General features: G+C 73.7%; 18 protein-coding genes. 9 read left to right on the forward strand and 9 right to left on the reverse strand.

Going from position 1 to position 17,873, the window contains the following annotated elements; genetic code table 11:
• Positions 1-354: 354 nt before the first annotated feature.
• Positions 355-996, forward strand: a complete 642-nt coding sequence (locus IF89_RS0118335) for a hypothetical protein (RefSeq protein ID WP_030768736.1) — start codon at positions 355-357, stop codon at positions 994-996.
• Between the two features lie 57 nt (positions 997-1,053).
• On the opposite strand, the gene IF89_RS0118340 is transcribed toward IF89_RS0118335, so the two are convergent.
• Both IF89_RS0118340 and IF89_RS0118345 read right to left on the reverse strand, forming a co-directional pair.
• Positions 1,054-1,494, reverse strand: coding sequence for an SHOCT domain-containing protein (locus IF89_RS0118340; RefSeq protein ID WP_030768743.1), 441 nt, complete (start codon positions 1,492-1,494; stop codon positions 1,054-1,056).
• Complete coding sequence (locus tag IF89_RS0118345) at positions 1,494-1,901, reverse strand: DUF6325 family protein (RefSeq protein ID WP_037850027.1); 408 nt, start codon at positions 1,899-1,901, stop codon at positions 1,494-1,496. The genes IF89_RS0118340 and IF89_RS0118345 overlap by 1 nt, the downstream gene beginning before the upstream one ends.
• 106 nt (positions 1,902-2,007) lie before the next feature.
• Here IF89_RS0118345 and IF89_RS0118350 point away from each other — a divergent pair, with 106 nt between their 5' ends.
• Both IF89_RS0118350 and IF89_RS0118355 read left to right on the forward strand, forming a co-directional pair.
• On the forward strand, positions 2,008-3,378 hold the full coding sequence (locus tag IF89_RS0118350) for an FtsW/RodA/SpoVE family cell cycle protein (RefSeq protein ID WP_030768747.1): 1,371 nt from the start codon (positions 2,008-2,010) through the stop codon (positions 3,376-3,378).
• Positions 3,375-4,844, forward strand: coding sequence for a penicillin-binding transpeptidase domain-containing protein (locus tag IF89_RS0118355; protein ID WP_030768749.1), 1,470 nt, complete (start codon positions 3,375-3,377; stop codon positions 4,842-4,844). Before IF89_RS0118350 ends, IF89_RS0118355 begins: the two co-directional genes overlap by 4 nt.
• A gap of 89 nt (positions 4,845-4,933) precedes the next feature.
• Here IF89_RS0118355 and IF89_RS0118360 read toward each other — a convergent pair whose 3' ends face one another.
• Positions 4,934-6,046, reverse strand: a complete 1,113-nt coding sequence (locus IF89_RS0118360; RefSeq protein WP_030768751.1) for a ferritin-like domain-containing protein — start codon at positions 6,044-6,046, stop codon at positions 4,934-4,936.
• Positions 6,047-6,214: 168 nt separating this feature from the next.
• On the opposite strand from IF89_RS0118360, the gene IF89_RS0118365 reads away from it, so the two are divergent.
• The 3 genes from IF89_RS0118365 (at position 6,215) to IF89_RS0118375 (ending at position 8,372) form a co-directional block, all read left to right on the forward strand.
• The gene (locus IF89_RS0118365; RefSeq protein WP_030768753.1) at positions 6,215-7,144 is read left to right on the forward strand and encodes an AurF N-oxygenase family protein; all 930 of its coding nucleotides are present in this window, start codon (positions 6,215-6,217) and stop codon (positions 7,142-7,144) included.
• A 231-nt stretch (positions 7,145-7,375) separates the two neighbouring features.
• Positions 7,376-8,089, forward strand: a complete 714-nt coding sequence (locus tag IF89_RS0118370) for a TetR/AcrR family transcriptional regulator (RefSeq protein ID WP_030768756.1) — start codon at positions 7,376-7,378, stop codon at positions 8,087-8,089.
• 10 nt (positions 8,090-8,099) lie between these two features.
• A complete protein-coding gene (locus IF89_RS0118375) occupies positions 8,100-8,372 on the forward strand; it encodes a hypothetical protein (RefSeq protein WP_030768759.1) in 273 nt (90 codons plus the stop codon).
• Positions 8,373-8,600: 228 nt separating this feature from the next.
• Here IF89_RS0118375 and IF89_RS0118380 read toward each other — a convergent pair whose 3' ends face one another.
• The 3 genes from IF89_RS0118380 to IF89_RS0118390 all read right to left on the reverse strand — a co-directional run bounded on the left by IF89_RS0118380 (position 8,601) and on the right by IF89_RS0118390 (position 11,631).
• The gene (locus IF89_RS0118380; RefSeq protein WP_043194108.1) at positions 8,601-9,860 is read right to left on the reverse strand and encodes a sensor histidine kinase; all 1,260 of its coding nucleotides are present in this window, start codon (positions 9,858-9,860) and stop codon (positions 8,601-8,603) included.
• Complete coding sequence (locus tag IF89_RS0118385; protein WP_199820522.1) at positions 9,857-10,741, reverse strand: hypothetical protein; 885 nt, start codon at positions 10,739-10,741, stop codon at positions 9,857-9,859. Before IF89_RS0118385 ends, IF89_RS0118380 begins: the two co-directional genes overlap by 4 nt.
• A gap of 257 nt (positions 10,742-10,998) precedes the next feature.
• Positions 10,999-11,631, reverse strand: coding sequence for a hypothetical protein (locus IF89_RS0118390; protein WP_030768766.1), 633 nt, complete (start codon positions 11,629-11,631; stop codon positions 10,999-11,001).
• Positions 11,632-11,826: 195 nt separating this feature from the next.
• On the opposite strand from IF89_RS0118390, the gene IF89_RS0118395 reads away from it, so the two are divergent.
• Entirely contained in the window at positions 11,827-12,624 is a 798-nt protein-coding gene (locus IF89_RS0118395) for a nuclease-related domain-containing protein (protein WP_030768768.1), read from the forward strand.
• Between the two features lie 637 nt (positions 12,625-13,261).
• Here IF89_RS0118395 and IF89_RS0118400 read toward each other — a convergent pair.
• Complete coding sequence (locus tag IF89_RS0118400) at positions 13,262-14,407, reverse strand: Ku protein (RefSeq protein WP_030768769.1); 1,146 nt, start codon at positions 14,405-14,407, stop codon at positions 13,262-13,264.
• A gap of 31 nt (positions 14,408-14,438) precedes the next feature.
• Between IF89_RS0118400 and ligD the strand changes: the two genes are divergently transcribed.
• Positions 14,439-15,335 (forward strand): non-homologous end-joining DNA ligase, encoded by an 897-nt coding sequence (ligD, locus tag IF89_RS0118405; protein ID WP_030768771.1) that lies wholly within the window; start codon positions 14,439-14,441, stop codon positions 15,333-15,335.
• On the forward strand, positions 15,335-16,249 hold the full coding sequence (locus tag IF89_RS0118410) for a DNA ligase (RefSeq protein WP_030768773.1): 915 nt from the start codon (positions 15,335-15,337) through the stop codon (positions 16,247-16,249). Before ligD ends, IF89_RS0118410 begins: the two co-directional genes overlap by 1 nt.
• Positions 16,250-16,351: 102 nt before the next feature.
• On the opposite strand, the gene IF89_RS0118415 is transcribed toward IF89_RS0118410, so the two are convergent.
• Together IF89_RS0118415 and IF89_RS0118420 are read right to left on the reverse strand one after the other, a co-directional pair.
• Positions 16,352-16,747, reverse strand: coding sequence for a DUF6479 family protein (locus tag IF89_RS0118415; protein WP_030768775.1), 396 nt, complete (start codon positions 16,745-16,747; stop codon positions 16,352-16,354).
• A 67-nt stretch (positions 16,748-16,814) separates the two neighbouring features.
• Positions 16,815-17,813, reverse strand: a complete 999-nt coding sequence (locus IF89_RS0118420; RefSeq protein ID WP_030768778.1) for an XdhC family protein — start codon at positions 17,811-17,813, stop codon at positions 16,815-16,817.
• Between the last annotated feature and the right edge of the window lie 60 nt (positions 17,814-17,873).

Below are 17,873 nucleotides of genomic sequence, written 5' to 3' on the forward strand. Positions count from 1 at the left end.
GTCAAGGGTGGAGCGAAGCTCCATCGCGAAGCGACGCGACCGAAGGGAGCGCCCTTGACGGACCGGCCCGGCACGGAAGGACGATGGGACTGACGGGAAACCCCCAGACCCTCCCCGACACCGATTCATCGAAGCCCGCCCCCGAAACCCCCGCCCAACCTTCTCGCCCCGCCCCGCCCCGCCCCCGCCCCGCCCCGAAAACGATTCCGGTTCGGCGCGGTTTCCGTGCGATGCTGCTCGGCGATGATCACTTCTGTTGTACGTCGTCCTGCCGTCTGCGCCGTTGCTGTCGTCGCGGTCGGGGTGTCCGTGTTGGTGGGCTGCAAAGACGGCTCCACCGGCGCGGGAGCGCCGGTGTCCGCTTCTGCCTCCTCCGCCGCGCCCGCCGCCTCCGGCGGGCCCGTCGCGGGGGCGTTCGAGCCCGAGCAGGCTCTGGCCCAGGCCGAGAAGTCGTCCTACGCGGCTTCCATGAAGGCCGTCACCGAGGCTGCCGGGACGGAGCTCTCGACCATGACCGGTCGGTCCAACCTCGGCACCGTGTTCACCGGCCGGGCCGAGCTCCGCTCCCCGGGCATGTGGATGGAAACCGTCACGACGGCCGACGCCAACTACGTCCGCAACCGGGCCAAGGAGGGCAGTGGCTGGGTGAAGGCGCCGCGCTCGCCGGACAACGAGGCCAACTACGCCGGCTACGGCAAGCTGCTCCTCGCCTCCGGCCCCTCCGCCAAGAAGGGCATGGAGACCCGGGGCGGGGTTCCCACGTACCACCTCGCCGGGCACCTCAGCCTCGACCAGGTGGCCTCGATCGATCCACGCACCCACCGTTCCATGAAGGCCAAGGGCGTCACCGGCTTCGACATCGACCAGTGGATCGACAGCCAGGGCCGCACGGTCCGCTTCGAGCAGCGCATGGACATGCGGGGCACGAAGGCCGTCAACAAGGTCGACTTCAGCGAGTTCGGGCCCGTCGAGACCTTCACCGCGCCCGGCGAGTAACGGCCCCCCGGCCCCCAGGGGGCCGGGTGCCCCGGTCCGGGTGCGGCCGTCCGGTGGTCAGCCGTTCAGCAGGCGGGCCTTCGCCGCCGTGAACTCCTGTGGGGTGAGCATGCCCTCGCGGGCCAGGTCGGCCAGTTGGCGCAGTTCGGCCGCCAGGCCCGTGGGGGGCGCCGGGCCGGGCTCCGGGTGGGGTTCCGTGTCCCAGTACCGCGCGTCGATCGGCTCGGGCTCGTCCATCAGGTCCGGCTCGTCCATCAGGGACGGGTCGTCCATCGGATCCGGCTCGTCCGCCGGGTACGGTTCCGGCTCCTCCGTCGGCTCCGGTTCCCGTTCCGGGGCCCTGGTCCGCGGGCCCCGGTGCCGGGGGAGTTCCGGGCGGACCGCGCCCGTCGTGTCCTGCGCCGTACCGGAAGCGCGGGCCAGCAGGCCGCGCAGCAGCGGGGATCCCGCCGGGCGGTCGGCGGGCCGTACGGTCACTCCCCTCGGGCGGATGAACATCAGGCCACCCCCGCCCGCGGGTCCGCCGGGACCCGGTCCGGCGGGATGCGGACCGAGCCCACGATCCGGCCGCCCGCCGCCCGTACGGCGACCGCCGCGTCCTCGGCCCACACGTGTTCGACGACCAGCAGCAGGGCGCAGCTGCCCCGCTCCAGCAGGTCCGCCGCCTCGTGCACGTCCTCCGGGCCGATCAGTCGGGCCGCGTCCCGTCCCGTCAGCAGGCCGTGCAGTTCCACGAACTCGTCGAACTCGGCCGCGAGGACCTCGCCGGACGCCGTCTTCGTGGCGACGAGCCCGTCGATCAGCCGTACCACCCCCGTCTTGCGCAGGCCCATCACGGCCTCGACGGCCGGCACCCGCAGCTGCTCCTCGGGGAAGGCGAGGACGATGAACTCCACAGGTCCCATGCGCCTCGGCTCCTCACTTTCGATACTTTCGACCGTTTGTGACGACTCTTCGGCACACTATGACATAAGCGGACATACCATCCGTCCCCTTGCTACGTTTCGGGGTATGACCGCTCTGACGGCGAAGGTGGCGGAGCCCGCCCCGCCCCCGCCACCCGCAGCCGGCGCGCCCAAACGCCGGGGAGTGGAGCTGGCGCTCCTCGCGGGTGCCGTCCTGATCTCCGTGCTCGGTCACCTCCAGGTCGGCCTCGCGACTACCGGCCGGATCCCCGATCCCGCCGACCGCTACGCCGCGGGCCTCGCCGTGGCCGCGCTGCTCGCGCACCTCGCCGTCCGGTTCGCAGCCCCGTACGCGGACCCGCTCGTGCTCCCCATCGCCGTCCTGCTCAACGGCCTCGGGCTGGTCCTCATCCAGCGCCTCGACGCGACCACCCCTGGTCACCCCACCGCGGACGACCAGCTCCTGTGGTCCGCGCTCGGGCTGGTGCTCTTCGTCCTCGTCGTCGCCCTGCTCCGCGACCACCGGGTGCTCCAGCGGTACGCGTACCTCTCCGTCGCCGCGGCCCTGGTGCTGATGCTGGTGCCCGTCTTCTTCCCGGCGGTCAACGGCGCGCACATCTGGATCCGCTTCGCGGGGCTCTCCTTCCAGCCGGGGGAGTTCGCCAAGATCCTGCTGGCCGTGTTCTTCGCCGCCTACCTCGCCGCGAACCGCACGGCCCTGGCCCTGACGGGCCGCCGCCTCTTCTGGAAGCTGCGCCTCCTGCCCGGCCGCGTGCTCGGTCCGATCCTGGCGATCTGGCTGCTCAGCGTCGGTCTTCTCGTCCTGGAACGGGACCTCGGCACCTCGCTGCTGTTCTTCGGCCTGTTCGTGATCATGTTGTTCACCGCCACCGGGCGGATCGGCTGGATCGCGATCGGCCTGCTGCTCGCCGCCCTCGGCGCCTACGCGGTCGGGACCTTCGAACCGCACGTGAACAGCCGCGTGGACGACTGGCTGAATCCTTTCGCCTCCATCGAGCGCGGCGAGGGCCCCGGCCAGCTCGCCCAGTCCCTCTTCGCGTTCGGCGCCGGCGGCCTCCTCGGGGCCGGGCTCGGCCACGGCCAGTCCTTCCTCATCGGCTTCGCCGCCAAGTCCGACTTCATCCTCGCCACCGCGGGGGAGGAGCTCGGGCTCGTCGGGCTCACCGCGATCCTGCTGCTCTACGGGCTCCTCGTCGCCCGCGGTTTCCGCGCGGGGCTGGCCCTGCGCGACCCCTTCGGGCGGCTGCTCGCCACCGGCCTCGCCTCGATCATCGCGCTCCAGGTGTTCGTCATCGCCGGCGGTGTCACCGGGCTGATCCCGCTCACCGGCATGGCCATGCCGTTCCTGGCCCAGGGCGGTTCCTCCGTCGTCACCAACTGGATCATCGTCGCGCTGCTGGTGCGGCTCAGCGACAGCGCCCGCAGACCCCGTCCCGCGCAGGAGGCGGCCGAGTGATCCGCTACATCCGCTGGTGCGCGTACTTCTGCGCGCTGCTGCTGCTGGCCCTGCTGGTCAACGTCGCCCGCGTGCAGGTCTGGGAGTCCGCCGCCTACGGTGCCAACCCGGCCAACAAGCGCGCGGCCATCGAGCGCTATGCCGAACCGCGCGGAGACATCCTCGTCGACGGCCGGCCCGTCACCGGTTCCCGCGACAGCCGCCAACTGCTGCGCTACGAGCGGACCTACGCCGACGGCCCGCTGTACGCGCCCGTCACCGGCTTCTCCTCCCAGACGTACGGGACCAGCTTCGTGGAGCGCGCCGAGGACGCCGTCCTGTCGGGCACTGACCCGGGCCTGTCGGCGTTCCCGCTCTGGTACGACCTGGCGCGCGGCCGCCCGGCCGGCGGCAACGCCGCGACCACTGTGCGCGCCGCCCTGCAGCGGGCCGCCTACGCGGGACTCGGCGGCAAGCGCGGGGCGGTGGCCGCCCTCGAACCGGCCACCGGGAGGATCCTCGCGCTGGTCAGCAGCCCCTCGTACGACCCCGCCGTGCTCTCCGGCACGGGTACGAGGGCCGAGGCGGCCTGGACGGCGCTGAACGCCGACCCGGCCAGGCCGATGCTGAACCGGGCGCTGCGCGAGACGTACCCGCCCGGCTCCACCTTCAAGATCGTGACGGCGGCCGCGGCCCTCGACGCGGGGGTGGTCACGGATGTGGACGCCCCGACCCGGACCCCGGACCCCTACCCGCTGCCCGGTACCAGCACCCTGCTGCCGAACGCGGCCACCGGCTGCGAGGACGCCTCGATGGCCGAGGCGGTGCAGTGGTCGTGCAACACGGTGATGGCGAAGATCGGTGTCCAGGTCGGGTTGCGCGGGATGGTGGAGGCGGCGCGCCGCTTCGGCTTCAACGCGGAGGGCCTGCGGGTGCCCTCGTGGGTGTCCCGGTCGAACTTCGACACCGACATGAGCCTGGACCAGCTGGCCCTGTCCTCGATCGGGCAGTTCAACACCACGGCGACCCCGCTGCAGATGGCGATGGTGGCCGCCGCCGTGGCGAACGGCGGCGAGCTGGCCTCGCCGTACCTGGTGGAACGGACCACGCAGGACGACGGTTCCCCGGTCCGGCGCGGCGACCGGCGCAGCCTCGGGCGGGCCATGAACCCGGCCACCGCGCTGCGGCTGCAGGAGCTGATGGTGAAGGTGGTGGAGAACGGCACCGGCAGGAACGCGGCGATCCCGGGCGCCGTGGTCGGCGGCAAGACCGGCACCGCCCAGCACGGCGTCGGCAACGCGGGCACCCCGTACGCCTGGTTCATCGCCTGGGCCCGCGCCGAGGGCGCGGCTCAGCCCGCGGTGGCCGTCGCGGTCGTGGTGGAGGATGCCTCCGCGGACCGCGGCGGCATCAGCGGCAACGGTGCGGCGGCCCCGATCGCCCGAGCGGTGATGCAGGCCGCGCTGGCCGCCAAGCCCGCGGAGTAGGCCGCCCGGGCGTCGGGGCGCGGCGCAGGAGGGGGTCGGCCCGGGACCGGGCGTTGACATCCGGTTCCATACGGACGTCGGTTCGGACGTCACCGGGGCGCCTCTGCGCCCTCCCGGACGGCGGCCTCGACCTCGGCCACGCGGGCCGACTCCTCGGCCGCGAAGCGTTCGCGGTCGAGCCTCTCCGCGATCTCCTCGTCCTGGCTCATCAGCAGGTCCAGATCGGAGTCGCCCATGTGAAGGACGCCCAGGTCCACATACGCCCGCTGGAGCCGCTCTCCCCACAGCCCGATGTCCTTCACGCACGGCACGATCCGGCTGAACAGCAGCCTGCGGAACAGGCGCAGGAACTCCGACTGCTCGCTGAGCTCCCGCGCCTCCTTCGGTGCGATGCCGAAGTTCTCCAGCACCTCCGTCCCGAGCAGCCGGTCCCGCATCAGGTAGCAGCCCTCGATCACGAACTCCTCGCGCTCGCGCCGCTCGGCGTCCGTCAGCTGCCGGTAGTGGTCGCGCAGCGCCATCCTCCCGAAGGCCACGTGCCGGGCCTCGTCCTGCATCACGTACGCCAGGAGCTGCTTGGGCAGGGGCTCGGCGGTCGTGTCCCGGACCAGGCCGAAGGAGGCGAGCGCCAGCCCTTCGATGAGCACCTGCATGCCCAGGTAGGGCATGTCCCAGCGGGAGTCGCGCAGGGTGTCGCCGAGCAGCCCCTGGAGGCTTTCGTCGACGGGGTAGAGCATCCCGACCTTCTCGTGCAGGAAGCGCCCGAAGATCTCGGCGTGCCGGGCCTCGTCCATGGTCTGCGTGGCCGAGTAGAACTTCGCGTCGAGGTCCGGGACGGACTCCACGATGCGCGCCGCGCACACCATCGCGCCCTGCTCGCCGTGGAGGAACTGGCTGAAGTTCCACGCGGTGTAGTGGCGCCGCAGCTCGCCCTTGTCCTTCGCGGTGAGCCGGGACCAGTGCCGGGTCCCGAACAGCGGCAGGGCCTCGTCGGGCGTGCCCAGCGGATCGTACGGGTCGACCTCGATGTCCCAGTCGATGCGCTTGGCGCCGTCCCACTGCTTGTCCTTGCCCTTCTGGTAGAGGGCGAGGAGGCGCGCGCGGCCGTCGTCGTACTCCCAGGTGAAGCGGGCTGCGCCGGAGGCGGGGATCTGCCAGACGGCCTCGGCCGGGTCCTCGGTGTAGAGCTCGTGCGTCGACACGGGCGCCCCCTCGTCTCACGTACTGCGGTGCAGGACCGGACAGTTGGCAGGGTCACACGTTGGTAGACGCGGGGTCAACAAGTCGTGCGCGGGGGATTGACGAGCTTGCTGACAGGCAGTCTCATAACCAGTGACCGCCGGTAACTCGACGACGAGGTGTCCGAAGCCATGACGACCGTGACCGAACGAGCCGCGCTCAGGGACGCCCTCGGCCTGCTCAAGGACCGGGAGCAGATAGCCGAGCGCCTGCTGGAATCCTCGGCCAAGCACTCCTTCGACCCCGACAAGGAACTCGACTGGGACGCCCCCATGGTCGAGGGCAAGTACTACTGGCCGCCCGAACTGCTCTCCCTCTACGACACCCCGCTGTGGAAGAAGATGGGCGAGGAGCAGCGCATCGACCTCTCCCGCCACGAGGCGGCGGCGCTCGGGTCGCTCGGCATCTGGTTCGAGATCATCCTCATGCAGCTGATGGTCCGGCACATCTACGACAAGTCGCTGACCAGCAAGCACGTGCGCTACGCGCTCACCGAGATCGCCGACGAGTGCCGCCACTCGATGATGTTCGCCCGCATGATCCAGAAGAGCGGCAGCCCCGCGTACCCCGTCTCCCGGCTCAACCACAACCTCGCGCGGATCCTGAAGACCATCTCCACCACCCCCGGTTCCTTCGCCTGCACCCTGCTCGGCGAGGAGATCCTCGACTGGATGCAGCGGCTGACCTTCCCGGACGAGCGCATCCAGCCGCTGGTCCGCGGCGTCACCCGGATCCACGTCATCGAAGAGGCCCGGCACGTCCGGTACGCGCGGGAGGAGCTGCGCCGCCAGATGCTGACGGCCCCGCGCTGGGAGCAGGAGCTCACCCGGATCAGCTGCGGCGAGGCCGCCCGCGTCTTCTCCCTCGCCTTCGTCAACCCGGCCGTCTACGACAACGTCGGTCTGGACCGCCGCGAAGCGGTCGCGCAGGTCCGCGCCAGCGGCCACCGCGGCGAGGTCATGCAGACCGGCGCCAAGCGGCTCACCGACTTCCTCGACGACATCGGGGTGCTGCGCGGCGTCGGGCGGAGGCTGTGGCAGAGCTCCGGACTCCTGGCGTAGCCCGGGCGCCCGGACGCGGTGCGGTGCGGGCGCGGCGGGGGACGGGTGCCGGCTCGCCGGGTGCTGCAGAGGCGGATGCCGGATGCGGGATGCCGGATGGGGAATCGGCGGACGGCGGATGACGGCGGACGGCGGTCACGGATGACGGATGACGGACGGCCGGAGGGCGGATCGGGCCGGGACTTCGCGGACGCCGACCGCTGCCGGGCGGTCGCGGGCTACCCTGCGGACATGACCGTACGCGCGTACCGCAGGCTGAGCGTCGAGGAGCGGCGGGCCCAACTCCTCGACGCGGCCCTCACGCTGTTCGCGCACCGGGCCCCGGAGGAGGTCTCGCTGGACGAGGTGGCGGAGGCCGCCGGGGTCTCCCGCCCGCTCGTCTACCGCTACTTCCCCGGCGGCAAGCAGCAGCTCTACGAGGCGGCCCTGCGCTCCGCGGCCGACCTCCTCGAACTGTGCTTCGCCGAACCCCAGGAGGGCCCCCTCACCCGGCGGCTCTCCCGGGCGCTGGACCGCTACCTCGCTTTCGTCGACGAGCACGACACCGGCTTCGCGGCCCTCCTCCAGGGCGGAAGCGTCGTGGAGACCTCCCGGACCACGGCGACGGTCGACGGCATCCGCCGGTCCGCGGCCGACCAGATCCTCCTCCACCTGGGGGTCCCGGCCCCCGGGCCGCGGCTGCGCATGATGGTCCGCACATGGATCACGGCGGTCGAGGCCGCCTCCCTCATATGGATCGACGAGGGCAAGCAGCCTGAAGTGGACACCCTCCGGGACTGGCTGCTCGACCAGTTCATCGCGCTGCTGACGGCCACCGCCGCCACCGATCCGGAGACCGCGGAGGCCGCCCGGGCCGCCCTGGCGATGGAATCGGCGGAGGGCCCCGTCGGAGCCCTGGCCCGGCGCGTGATGCCGGTGGTCTCCGAGGCCGCCCACCTGCTGTGACACTGGTGGGGTGAGAAGTGAACCGACCCCGTTCGAGGGCGGCCCGATGGACGGCCGGGTCCTCCCGGTCCTGACCGGCCCGACCGGACACCCGCCGAAGTGGTACGAGATCCCCGTCCCGACCCCGGACGGCCCGCCGACGGTACTGCTCTACGAACGCGTCCCGGCGGGCTACTCGAAGCGGTTGGGCCTGCAGAAGGGCTGGAAGTACGCCTTCCGCCCCTCGGGGACGAAACCCCGCCCGCGCTGGCCCTGGACGAAGACCCCGCGCCCGGAGAACTGACCCCCGGCCCCGCGAGAACCGCCTTCCGCCTCCGGCGGCCCGCAGGAGTGAGGGGGCCGCGCGGGGCGGGCGTCCGCCCGCCACCCCCGGGCGGCCGGCGCGACTTCGGCCCCGCCCGGGCGGCGACGGTTCGACGCACCCGACCCGGGACCGGGAGCGGCAGGGCGAGCCGAGCCCGCCGTTGAGCCGGCGGGCAGGGCCAAGGGCAGGGGCAGGGGCGGGGCGGGGCTAGGAGCCCGGGAGGGTGAGGACCGCCAGGCCGCCGCCCGTCGCCGCGGTGCGGAAACGCAGTGCCGCCCCGATCGCTTCGGCCTGGCCCACAGCGATCGTCAGGCCCAGGCCGTGCCCCTTCCCGCCGCTGCGGAAGCGCTGCGGGCCGTGCGCCAACAGGTAGTCCGGGAAGCCGTCGCCATGGTCCCGTACGGTCACCACCGGCCCGTCCACCGTCAGGATCACCGGCGCCCGCCCGTGCTGGTGGGCGTTGGCGACGAGGTTGCCCAGGACCCGTTCGAGCCGGCGCCGGTCGGTCTCCACGTGGGCGTCCCGCAGGACGACCACCTCCGTGTCCGTCCCCGAGGCCCGCACCACGCGCCGGGCCAGCCGCCCCAACTGGTGCAGGTCCGTCTCGACCGCCTCGCTGCCCGAGTCCAGCCGCGAGATCTCCAGCAGGTCCTCCGTCAGCTGCCGCATCGTCCGGACCCGTTCGCGCACCAGCTCCGTCGGCCGGCCGTCCGGCAGCAGTTCCGACGCCGCCTGCAGACCCGTCAGCGGCGTACGCAGCTCATGCGCCACGTCCGCCGTGAACCGCCGCTCGCTCTCCAGCTTCGCCTGCAGGCTCCCGGCCATCGTGTCCAGCGCCCCGGCCACCGTCGCCACCTCGTCCTGGTGTCGCGACGGGTCCTTCGTCCGCGGGTCGTCCACCCGGGCATCGAGGTCGCCCTGCGTGATCCGCCGCGCCACGGTCGCCGTCTGGTGCAGCCGCCGCGTCACCCGGGTCACCGAGAAGGCGCCCACGAGCAGGGTCCCGCCGATCGCCAGCACCGACGACCCGATGATCGCATTGTCGAGCCCGCGGATCGTACCGGCACTCTGGCCGTAGTCGACGGCGGTCGCCAGGGCCCGGCCGTCCGCCGGGGCCGCCGCCCACATCATCGGGCGGCCGCGGTGCTCCGCCACCACCGTCCCCCGGTGGCCGCCGACCGCGAGCGCCCGCAGCTCGGGCGGCAACCCCACCGGATCGAGGCCGGAACCGGGCGGCAGGTTCTCGCCCGCCTCGTACGCGCGCGCGACGTCGTTCAGTTTGCCCAGCGCCTTCTCCCGCGCCGTCGCCACCGTCTGGCGGGTCACCTCCACGTGCACGAGCGCGCCGAGCACGGCCGCCAGCGAGCAGCACATCACCACGATGAAGCACGCCGACTTCCACGTGAGCGTCGCCGTCCAGGACGGCAGCCGCAGCCGCCGCCGGGGCCGCGCGGGGGCCTCGCTCACGGCCGGTCCGCGGCCGGGTCGGGACCGTGGCCGGTGCCCGGGCCCGAACCGGGGCCGGTTCCCGGACCGACCCCAGGACCGGACCCTGTTCCGGGGCCCGGGCCCGGGCCGCTCCCCGCCCCCCGGCCCGGACCCGGGCCGGGCCCGCGGTCCGCCGGCCCCGGCGGGTTCGCGGGCACCCGTACGATCTGCTCGCGCGTCGGCAGCATGGTGCGCTGCTTCTCCTCCCACGACCAGGCGGTGATCAGCTCGTAGCCGCGGTTGCCGCTGGGCACCCGCAGGACCACGTCCCGCCCGGCCAGCTCCACCGAGACGACGGTCCGGGTGGTCGCCATGATCCGGTTGAGGCGCCCGTCGCGGTCCGCCGTGTAGACCCGTACGGACATCATCCTGTCCGGGAACTCGATGCCGAGGATCAGCTCGTCCTTGCCGTTGCCCGTGAGGTCCCGGTAGTACGGCGCCAGCACCGGGCACGACGGCGGCTGCTGCTCCGCGACCCCCGGCTTGCAGGTGGTGATCGCCGCCGCCGTCTCGGCCGGTATCCCGTCGGCCCCGCTCCGCGTCTTCGGGTGGGCCCGCAGCTCCGCCTGCACCAGTGCCACCGGGTCGACCGCGTGCACGTCCTCGTCGTGGACGGGCGGGATCCCCTTCACGTACTCGGGCGGGGCTCCCGCCGGATCGGGCGGCGGTACGGTCGCGCCCTGGCGGTCGGGCCACAGGTGCACGGGCCCGCTCGCCGTCGCGGTCGCCCCGGCCGCCACCAGCCCGCCGGTGTCTCCGCACCCGGCCAGCAGCGGGAACACGGCCAGGGCCAGCAACGGGGCGAGGACACGAGCCGGGGAGCGGCGCCGCCCGGAGCCGTCGAAAACGTACCTCTTCACGGCCCCCCTGCTCACAGCCCCCGTGCCCTTCTGCCCGCGCGACGTCGACGGGCGATCACGCCCACCCTATGCAGAGGTCCGCCCCTTTTGCCCATGCGGGTGCGGCTCCTCGTGCCGGTACCCGACCTGTCCCTGTTCCCTGCACTATCGGTGTGTCCGTACATATGCCTGTACGTGAGCGCAGACCTGCGCCCCTACATCCGTTTCGGTATCTGCCGGTGCCCCCGTGCCGCGCGGCGGCCGTCCGTGCCGAACGGTCAGCCGTCCGTGCGTCCCCGACGCAGCATGGCGAAGCCGAGCCCCGCCGCACCCACCGCCGCGATGCCGCCGCCCGCGGCGAGCAGCAGGACGCCGTCCCCCGGTCCGTCGGCCAGCGTACTCAGCCGCCGCCCCTCGGCGGACACGGCCTCCAGGGCACGGGTGTCGCCGGCGGCGGCCCGCTGGTCGGCCGAGACGGGGACGACCCGCCCGTCGCGGGTTCCGGTCTTGTGCCCCTCGCCCGTCACGGCCTGGCCGCCGCCCTGCGCGGAGGTGTCACCCATCCAGGACGTCAGCCGGCCCGTGGCATCGAGCGCCGCGTGGAGTTCGCCGGTACCGCCGACGACGGTCACTCCGTCATAGCTGGTCAACGTGGTGGACCTGGCGCCGTCGGCGGCCAGGATGTCCGCCTGGTAGGTCCCCTTGGCCGTCCGGTAGACCTTCGCCGTGGACACCCCGTCGGCGAGCGAGAGCGTCTTGACCAGGGTCCGCTGCGGGGCCGCGGAACGCGCGGACGAGGCCGCCGGTACGCCTTCCGCCAGAGCGGCGGCGGTGGGCAGCGCCAGCAGGCTGCCGGCACAGGCGGTCACGGCTGCGGCGCGAACGAGAGTGCGGCGGCGGACGGTGCTCACGGGAAGTCCTTCGAGGGTGGTCTGCTGGTCAGGGCCTGGACGTCGCCAGGTGCCACAAACCTAGGGGCCGGCCGTTGCGGCGACACCCCGTTCGTGTAACAGCGGAGTCGCAACGTTCCGTCGGAGTCGTTACACAACCGAGGGATTGCCGAGCGGCGCCCCGGCTGCTCCCATGGACGGCGGGGGTGAGGGCGCATGCGCGGACTCAAGGTACTGCCCAGTGGCCGGCCCGGCCGCGGCCGGCTCTACGTCAATCTGCCCGACGGTCAGGCGGTCGCTTGGTACGACCGCCAGGCCAACCGGATCAGCGTCCTCGCGGACGACCAGCGCGAGGCCGTCCTGGCCGTGCTGCGCCCCTACCTGAGCGGCACCGTGACGATCGGGCCGCCGCCGGTCCCCACCGCGGCCGACCTGCGCCGCCTCGCCATGCCGCCGGACGCCGACCTTGCACCGAACCGCCCCGGCGAGACCCTCCTCGCGGAGCTGGAGCACGGCGCCGCGGGGACCCGCGCCCGGCACCGGCTGCGCCAGGACCTGGCCGCGCAGCAGCGGATGGGCGACGCCCTCGACGCCCTGGAGGCGGAGGGCTGGCGGACCCTGCACTGCGTCCCGCTCCCGGGATTCGGGCGCATCGACCACCTGGTCGTCGGGCCGGCCGGGGTCTTCTGCGTGTGTACGGTGCCGGGCCGCCGTCAACGAGCCGTGGTGGGGGACCTGTTGCTCACGGTGGGCCGGTCGGAACCCCGCCCGGACCCCCGCTGGATCCGCGGCGCCGCGGCCCGCGCGACCGCGCTGCTGGCCGCGAAGGTGACCCCGGCCCTGGCAGTGGTCGACGCCTCCCGCCTGGAGACGGCGCCCACGCTCCGCGACATCCGCGTCCTGCAGCCGCCGACGGCGACCCCGGACCTCGTCGCGTCCCCGACCACCCTCAAACCCCCCGACGTCGAAGCCCTGTTCGCACAGGCCCGCGACACCCGCACCTGGCTCCCCTGACACCGCGGACGGGGGCGACCCGGGGGCGCCGCAGGCGTGCCTGCCTGCCTGCGGTTGCCTGCCTGCGCCTGCCCGCGACCTCACTGCCTCCGCCGCCCGTGGCCCGCCTGCGGGCCCGTGCCTGTGCGCCCACCCGCGGCTGTGCGCCCTGCGGCCTCCGTACTTCCGCCCGCCCATTGCCCGCCTTCGGCTTCCCGGCCCGCGGCCGCCCGTCTGCGGCTGCTTGCCCGGGGCTGCCGGCCTGCCGCTTCGCGCTTTCGCTGCCCCGGTCTGCGGCTGCCGAGGTGCGGCCTCCGCGTGCCTGCGGCCTGCGTGCCTCGGGCTTCCGCGCCACCTTTTCGTTGTTCTGCCTCCGCCACGCGTCAACGCCTGCGGTCGCTCCGTCTCGGCGCGTGGATTTCCGGGTCCGCGGCTCCGTGCCGGTGACTCCGTCCCCGAGGTTTCCGCGCCCGCGGCTCCCGCCTCGGGCTTCGGGGCCGATGCCCGGCCTCCGCGCGCCGGGCCACCCGGGTTCGACTCCGCGCCCGGGGCCTTCTTGCCGCCTCCGCGCCCGAACGTGCTTCGCGCCACCGCGCTCAGAGCCTGCTCCGTGCCCCCGGGCACAGGCCATGCTTCGCCCCCCGGCAGGGGTACGGCTTCAGGCCGAGGTCCGCTTGCGCGGTGTCGCCGCCTTCTTCGCCCCCGTGCCCGACCCGGCCTTCTTCGCGCTCGCCGCCGACGTGGACTTCGTCGTACCCGACTTCCCCGCCGCCCCCGATCGGCCCGACGTCCCCGTCTTGCCGGTGGTCGCCTTCTTCTTCGAGGCGGCGGACGCGGTCTTCGCCGCCGCCGTCTTCTTCGCCGACTCCGCCGTCGACTTCTTCCCGCCCACCGTCTTCGGCGAGGCCGTGGACTTCCGCCCGCCCGTCCCGCCCCGCCGCATCGGCGTGACCCGGGCCCCGCCCGCCGCGGCGCCGGCCTCGGACTCCTCCCCGCCCGCGTCCGCGTCCTCGTCCGCCACCTCGCCCCGCGAGGCCTTGGCCGCCCGCACGCTCTTCTCCAGCGCCGCCATCAGGTCGATGACCTGCCCGCCGGCCGGCTTCCCCGGTTCCTCCGCCGGCTCGAACGCGCCCCCCGCCTTTGCCGCGATCATCGCCTCCACGGCGTCCCGGTAGTCGTCGTGCAGCGACGCCATCTCCACCTCCCCGAGCGTCGCCATCAGCGCGTCCGCCAGGTCCAGCTCTGCATCTCGTACCGACACCTCCACGTCCGGCGCCACCCCCTCCGGCACCCGGATCTCGTCCGGCCACAGCAGCCCGTGCATCGCGATCACGTCGTCGACGACCCGCAGCATGCCCAGCCGCTCCCGGCCCCGCAGCGCGTACTTGGCGATCGCGACCTTCCGGCTCCGCTTGAGCGCCTCCCGCAGCAGCGTGTACGGCTTCGCCGCCGTCGCCCCGTTCGCCGCCAGGTAGTACGCCGCGTCCATCTGCAGCGGATCGATCTCCTCGGCAGGTACGAACGACATGATCTCGATCGTCTTCGCGGTCGCCAGCGGCAGCTGCGCCAGGTCCTCGTCCGTGATCGGGATCAGGGACCCGTCCGCCTCCTCGTACCCCTTGCCGATCTCGGCGCCCGAGACCTCCTCCCCGTCCAGCTCGCACACCTTGCGGTAGCGGATCCGCCCGCCGTCGGCGAGGTGGATCTGACGGAAGGAGATCGAGTGGCTCTCCGTGGCGTTCACCAGCTTGATCGGGATGCTGACGAGGCCGAAGGAGATCGCTCCGTTCCAGATGGATCGCACGGTTCCTCCTGTTTCGTGGCAATCTCATCGTATGACGCCGATCACCATGGTGGAGGGCCGTCGCATCGCGCTCAGCAACCTCGACAAGGTCCTCTATCCGGAGACCGGCTTCACGAAGGGCGAGGTCCTCCACTACTACGCCACCGTCGCCGGGCCCCTGCTCGCCCAGATCCACGACCGGGCGGTGTCCTTCCTGCGCTACCCCGACGGGCCGGACGGCCAGATGTTCTTCACCAAGAACCCGCCGCCCGGCACGCCCGACTGGGTGAGGACCAGCCCCGTACCCCGCTCCGAGGACCCCTCCGCCGTCCAGGTGGTCGTCGCCGACATGGCCGCCCTCATGTGGTCCGCCAACCTCGTCGTCGAGTTCCACATCCACCAGTGGCCGGCCGGCAGTCCCGCCGTCGCCGACCGCATGGTCCTCGACCTCGACCCCGGCGCCCCCGCGACCGTCGTCGAGTGCTGCACCGTCGCCCGGTGGCTGCGCGAGCGCCTCGCCGCCGACGGCCTCGACGCCTACGCCAAGACCTCCGGATCCAAGGGCCTGCACCTGTCCGTCCCCCTGGAGCCGACCCCCTCGGCGCAGGTGTCCGCGTACGCCAAACGGCTCGCCCAGGAAGCCGAACGCGAGCTCCCCGACCTCGTGGTCCACCGCATGGCCAAGGCCCTGCGCCCCGGCAAGGTCTTCGTCGACCACAGCCAGAACGCCGCCGCCAAGACCACCGCCGCCGCCTACACCCTGCGGGCGCGGGCCCGCCCCACCGTGTCCGCACCCGTGTCCTGGACGGAGGTCGAGGCCTGCCGCACCCCCGCCGACCTGGTCTTTCTCGCCGACGACATCGGTCCGCGGCTCGACCGCGACGGAGACCTCTTCGCCCCGCTCGCCGACCCCGCGCAGGGCCGCCCGCTCCCGAGGGCCCGGCCGTGATCCGCGTCGCGCTGGCCGCCGCCGTACGCACCCTGCCGCGCGGGGCAGGGCTGGCGTACGAGCCGAAGTTCGACGGGCACCGGCTCGTCGTCGTGCGCTCGGCGGCCGACGTGACGCTCCAGGCGCGCTCCGGCCGGATCGTGACCAGCGCGTTCCCCGACCTGGCGGCGGCCGCACTGCAGCTGCCCGCCGGTACCGTCCTGGACGGCGAGGTGGTGGTCTGGCACGAAGGCCGCACGGACTTCGCCCTGGTGCAGCGGCGGGCTGCGGCCACCGCCGCCCGCGCCGCCGTGCTCGCACAGAGCCTGCCCGCGTCCTACGCCGCCTTCGACGTGCTGGAACTGGCCGGGCTGGACGTGCGCGGCCGCCCGTACGAGCGACGCCGGGCCCTCCTCGTCGACCTGCTGCTGCCGCTGGGGCCGCCCCTGCAGCCGGTCCCGATGACGACCGACCCGGAACTGGCCGCCACCTGGTACGAGACCCTCCCCGGTAACGGCATCGAGGGGCTCGTCGTCAAGAGGCTGGACCAGTCCTACCCGGCGGGACGGCGCGGCTGGCAGAAGCTGCGGCACACGGACGTGCGGGACGCAGCGGTCGTCGGCTACACCGGGACCCCGCGCCGGCCGCTCGCCCTGGTACTCGTCCTGCCGATCGGGGACGAGACCCCGCTGGTGTCGAGCCCGCTGACGGCGGCGCTGCGCCGGGAGGTCGTGGAGGCGACGGCCGCGCGCGGAGCCGAAGCCGGAGCCGGGGCGGCGGGCCCCGGGTCCGGCGAGCCGGTGTCGACGGTGACGGCCATCGGGCTCGGCGAAGTCCCGTACCGCGCCCTCGACCCGCCCCTCACGGCCGAGGTCCGGTGCACCTCGGCCCGGCACCCGCCGCCGGAGGTGCTCCGGCTGCGGACAGACCTCTGACCCGTACGGAGGTACGGGTCAGAGAGCGTCGCGGGGCGCAGGGCCCCGGCGTGGTGCGTCCGCAGCCGTGTGCGGCTGGGGCGGGCGTGGGCGCCGCGCCGGTCAGGAGTGGGCGCCGCGCCCCGCGTCCGGGGGAGCGCCGGGCTGAGGGTGCGGCCCGGGCCCCTCGGGCCGTCGGTAGCCGGACTCCCGTTCCCTGCGGACCTCGTCCGGGTGGCTGGAGGTCGTCGAGCCGAAGTTCCCGTATCCCTGCATCTCGTGGGGCCGCAGGCCGCCCTCCGGGATCTCCACCTGGTCCCGCTCCTCGCGGACCTCGAAGACGGCTCCGCCGTCCGGCAGGTGAGGCTGCTCCTCGGCGGCGGGCGGTGGCGGTTCCTTCGCCCGGACCAGCTGGCCCAACTTGAAGCCGCCGAGCAGGAGGGCGACGACGGCCAGTCCGATGATCGGGAACCACGCGACATCCGTGAGGATCGAGTCCACGCTCAGGATCATGTCCATACGGAGCATTTTCCCCCACATCCACCCGGCATGCGCATTTCGGGCGCCAGTGGCGGGGGTGGACAGGTCAGGAGTTCAGCGCGCCGTCGGCGTCCCGCAGCGCCCCCGCCGTGCGCCCCCCGAGTACCCCCAGGATCTCGGCGCAGATCGCCAGCGCCGTCTCCGCCGGGGTGCGCGCGCCGAGGTCCAGCCCGATCGGCCCGTGCACCCGGGCCAGCTCCTCCTGCGTGACCCCGGCCGCGAGCAGCCCCTCCCGGCGCCGCGCCGTCGTACGCCGCGACCCCAGCGCCCCGACGTACGGCACCCCGGCGGCCAGCGCCGCCCGCAGCGCCGGCACGTCGAACCGCTCGTCGTGGCTCAGCATCACCACGCACGCGGCGTCCCGGCGCGCCTCGATCTCCCGTGCCGCCGGCTCGGCGGCCTCCACCCGTACGGCGTCCCAGCCCAGCAGCAGCGCCTGCCGTTCGATGACCTCTGCGAGCTCACCGCCGCCGCCGATCACCACGTACGGTGTCGCCGGCTGCGCCTCCACCAGCACCAGGCCCGCCTCCCCGTACAACGCGTCCCGCCCGGCCCGCCGGGTGGCCAGCAGCTCGCCGGCCCGCCGGCCGGCGTCGTCCCCCGGCACCTCGGTGGCCCGTACGACCTCGCTGGACGCCTGGTCGGCGGCCTCGTTCAACCGGGTCACCAATGCCACCCCGACGCCCGCCCCGAGCAGCTCCCACCACTCGGCGGGGATCGCCTCCAGCGGCTGGAGCAGCACCTCGGCCCGCCCGCCGCAGGTCAACTTCGCCGCCACGGCTTCGTCCCCGCCCACGGACACCTCGCACACCCGCGCGGTGGCCCGGGCCCCCATGGCCCCGGCGCCCATGGCACCGGCCTCGGCGACCAGCTCGGCGTCGAAGACCCCGCGGTACAGGCTGCCCACGCACTCCCCCCGCACGTCGACGAGCACGGCTCCCGCGGGATCCCGCGGCCCGAACCCCTGCTCGGTCACGGGCCGGGCCAGATACCCCGCCCGCCCCTCGGCCACCCACTGCTTCGCCGTCTCCACCAGCTCACGCATCCGTGCCGCCCCATCCACTCCGAGCTCTCCCGCAGAGCACCAGGTCAGCGACACCCTGCG

It is taken from the genome of Streptomyces sp. NRRL F-2664, from assembly GCF_000719345.1.
In the GTDB taxonomy this organism is placed as follows: Bacteria; Actinomycetota; Actinomycetes; order Streptomycetales; family Streptomycetaceae; genus Streptomyces.

Coding starts and splice junctions, on each gene's coding strand:
- IF89_RS0118340 (WP_030768743.1), bottom strand. CDS start 1,494: ATGTTCATCCGCCCGAGGGGAGTGACCGTACGGCCCGCCGACCGCCCG.
- IF89_RS0118345 (WP_037850027.1), bottom strand. CDS start 1,901: ATGGGACCTGTGGAGTTCATCGTCCTCGCCTTCCCCGAGGAGCAGCTG.
- IF89_RS0118350 (WP_030768747.1), top strand. CDS start 2,008: ATGACCGCTCTGACGGCGAAGGTGGCGGAGCCCGCCCCGCCCCCGCCA.
- IF89_RS0118365 (WP_030768753.1), top strand. CDS start 6,215: ATGACGACCGTGACCGAACGAGCCGCGCTCAGGGACGCCCTCGGCCTG.
- IF89_RS0118370 (WP_030768756.1), top strand. CDS start 7,376: ATGACCGTACGCGCGTACCGCAGGCTGAGCGTCGAGGAGCGGCGGGCC.
- IF89_RS0118395 (WP_030768768.1), top strand. CDS start 11,827: ATGCGCGGACTCAAGGTACTGCCCAGTGGCCGGCCCGGCCGCGGCCGG.
- ligD (WP_030768771.1), top strand. CDS start 14,439: ATGACGCCGATCACCATGGTGGAGGGCCGTCGCATCGCGCTCAGCAAC.
- IF89_RS0118415 (WP_030768775.1), bottom strand. CDS start 16,747: ATGGACATGATCCTGAGCGTGGACTCGATCCTCACGGATGTCGCGTGG.
- IF89_RS0118420 (WP_030768778.1), bottom strand. CDS start 17,813: ATGCGTGAGCTGGTGGAGACGGCGAAGCAGTGGGTGGCCGAGGGGCGG.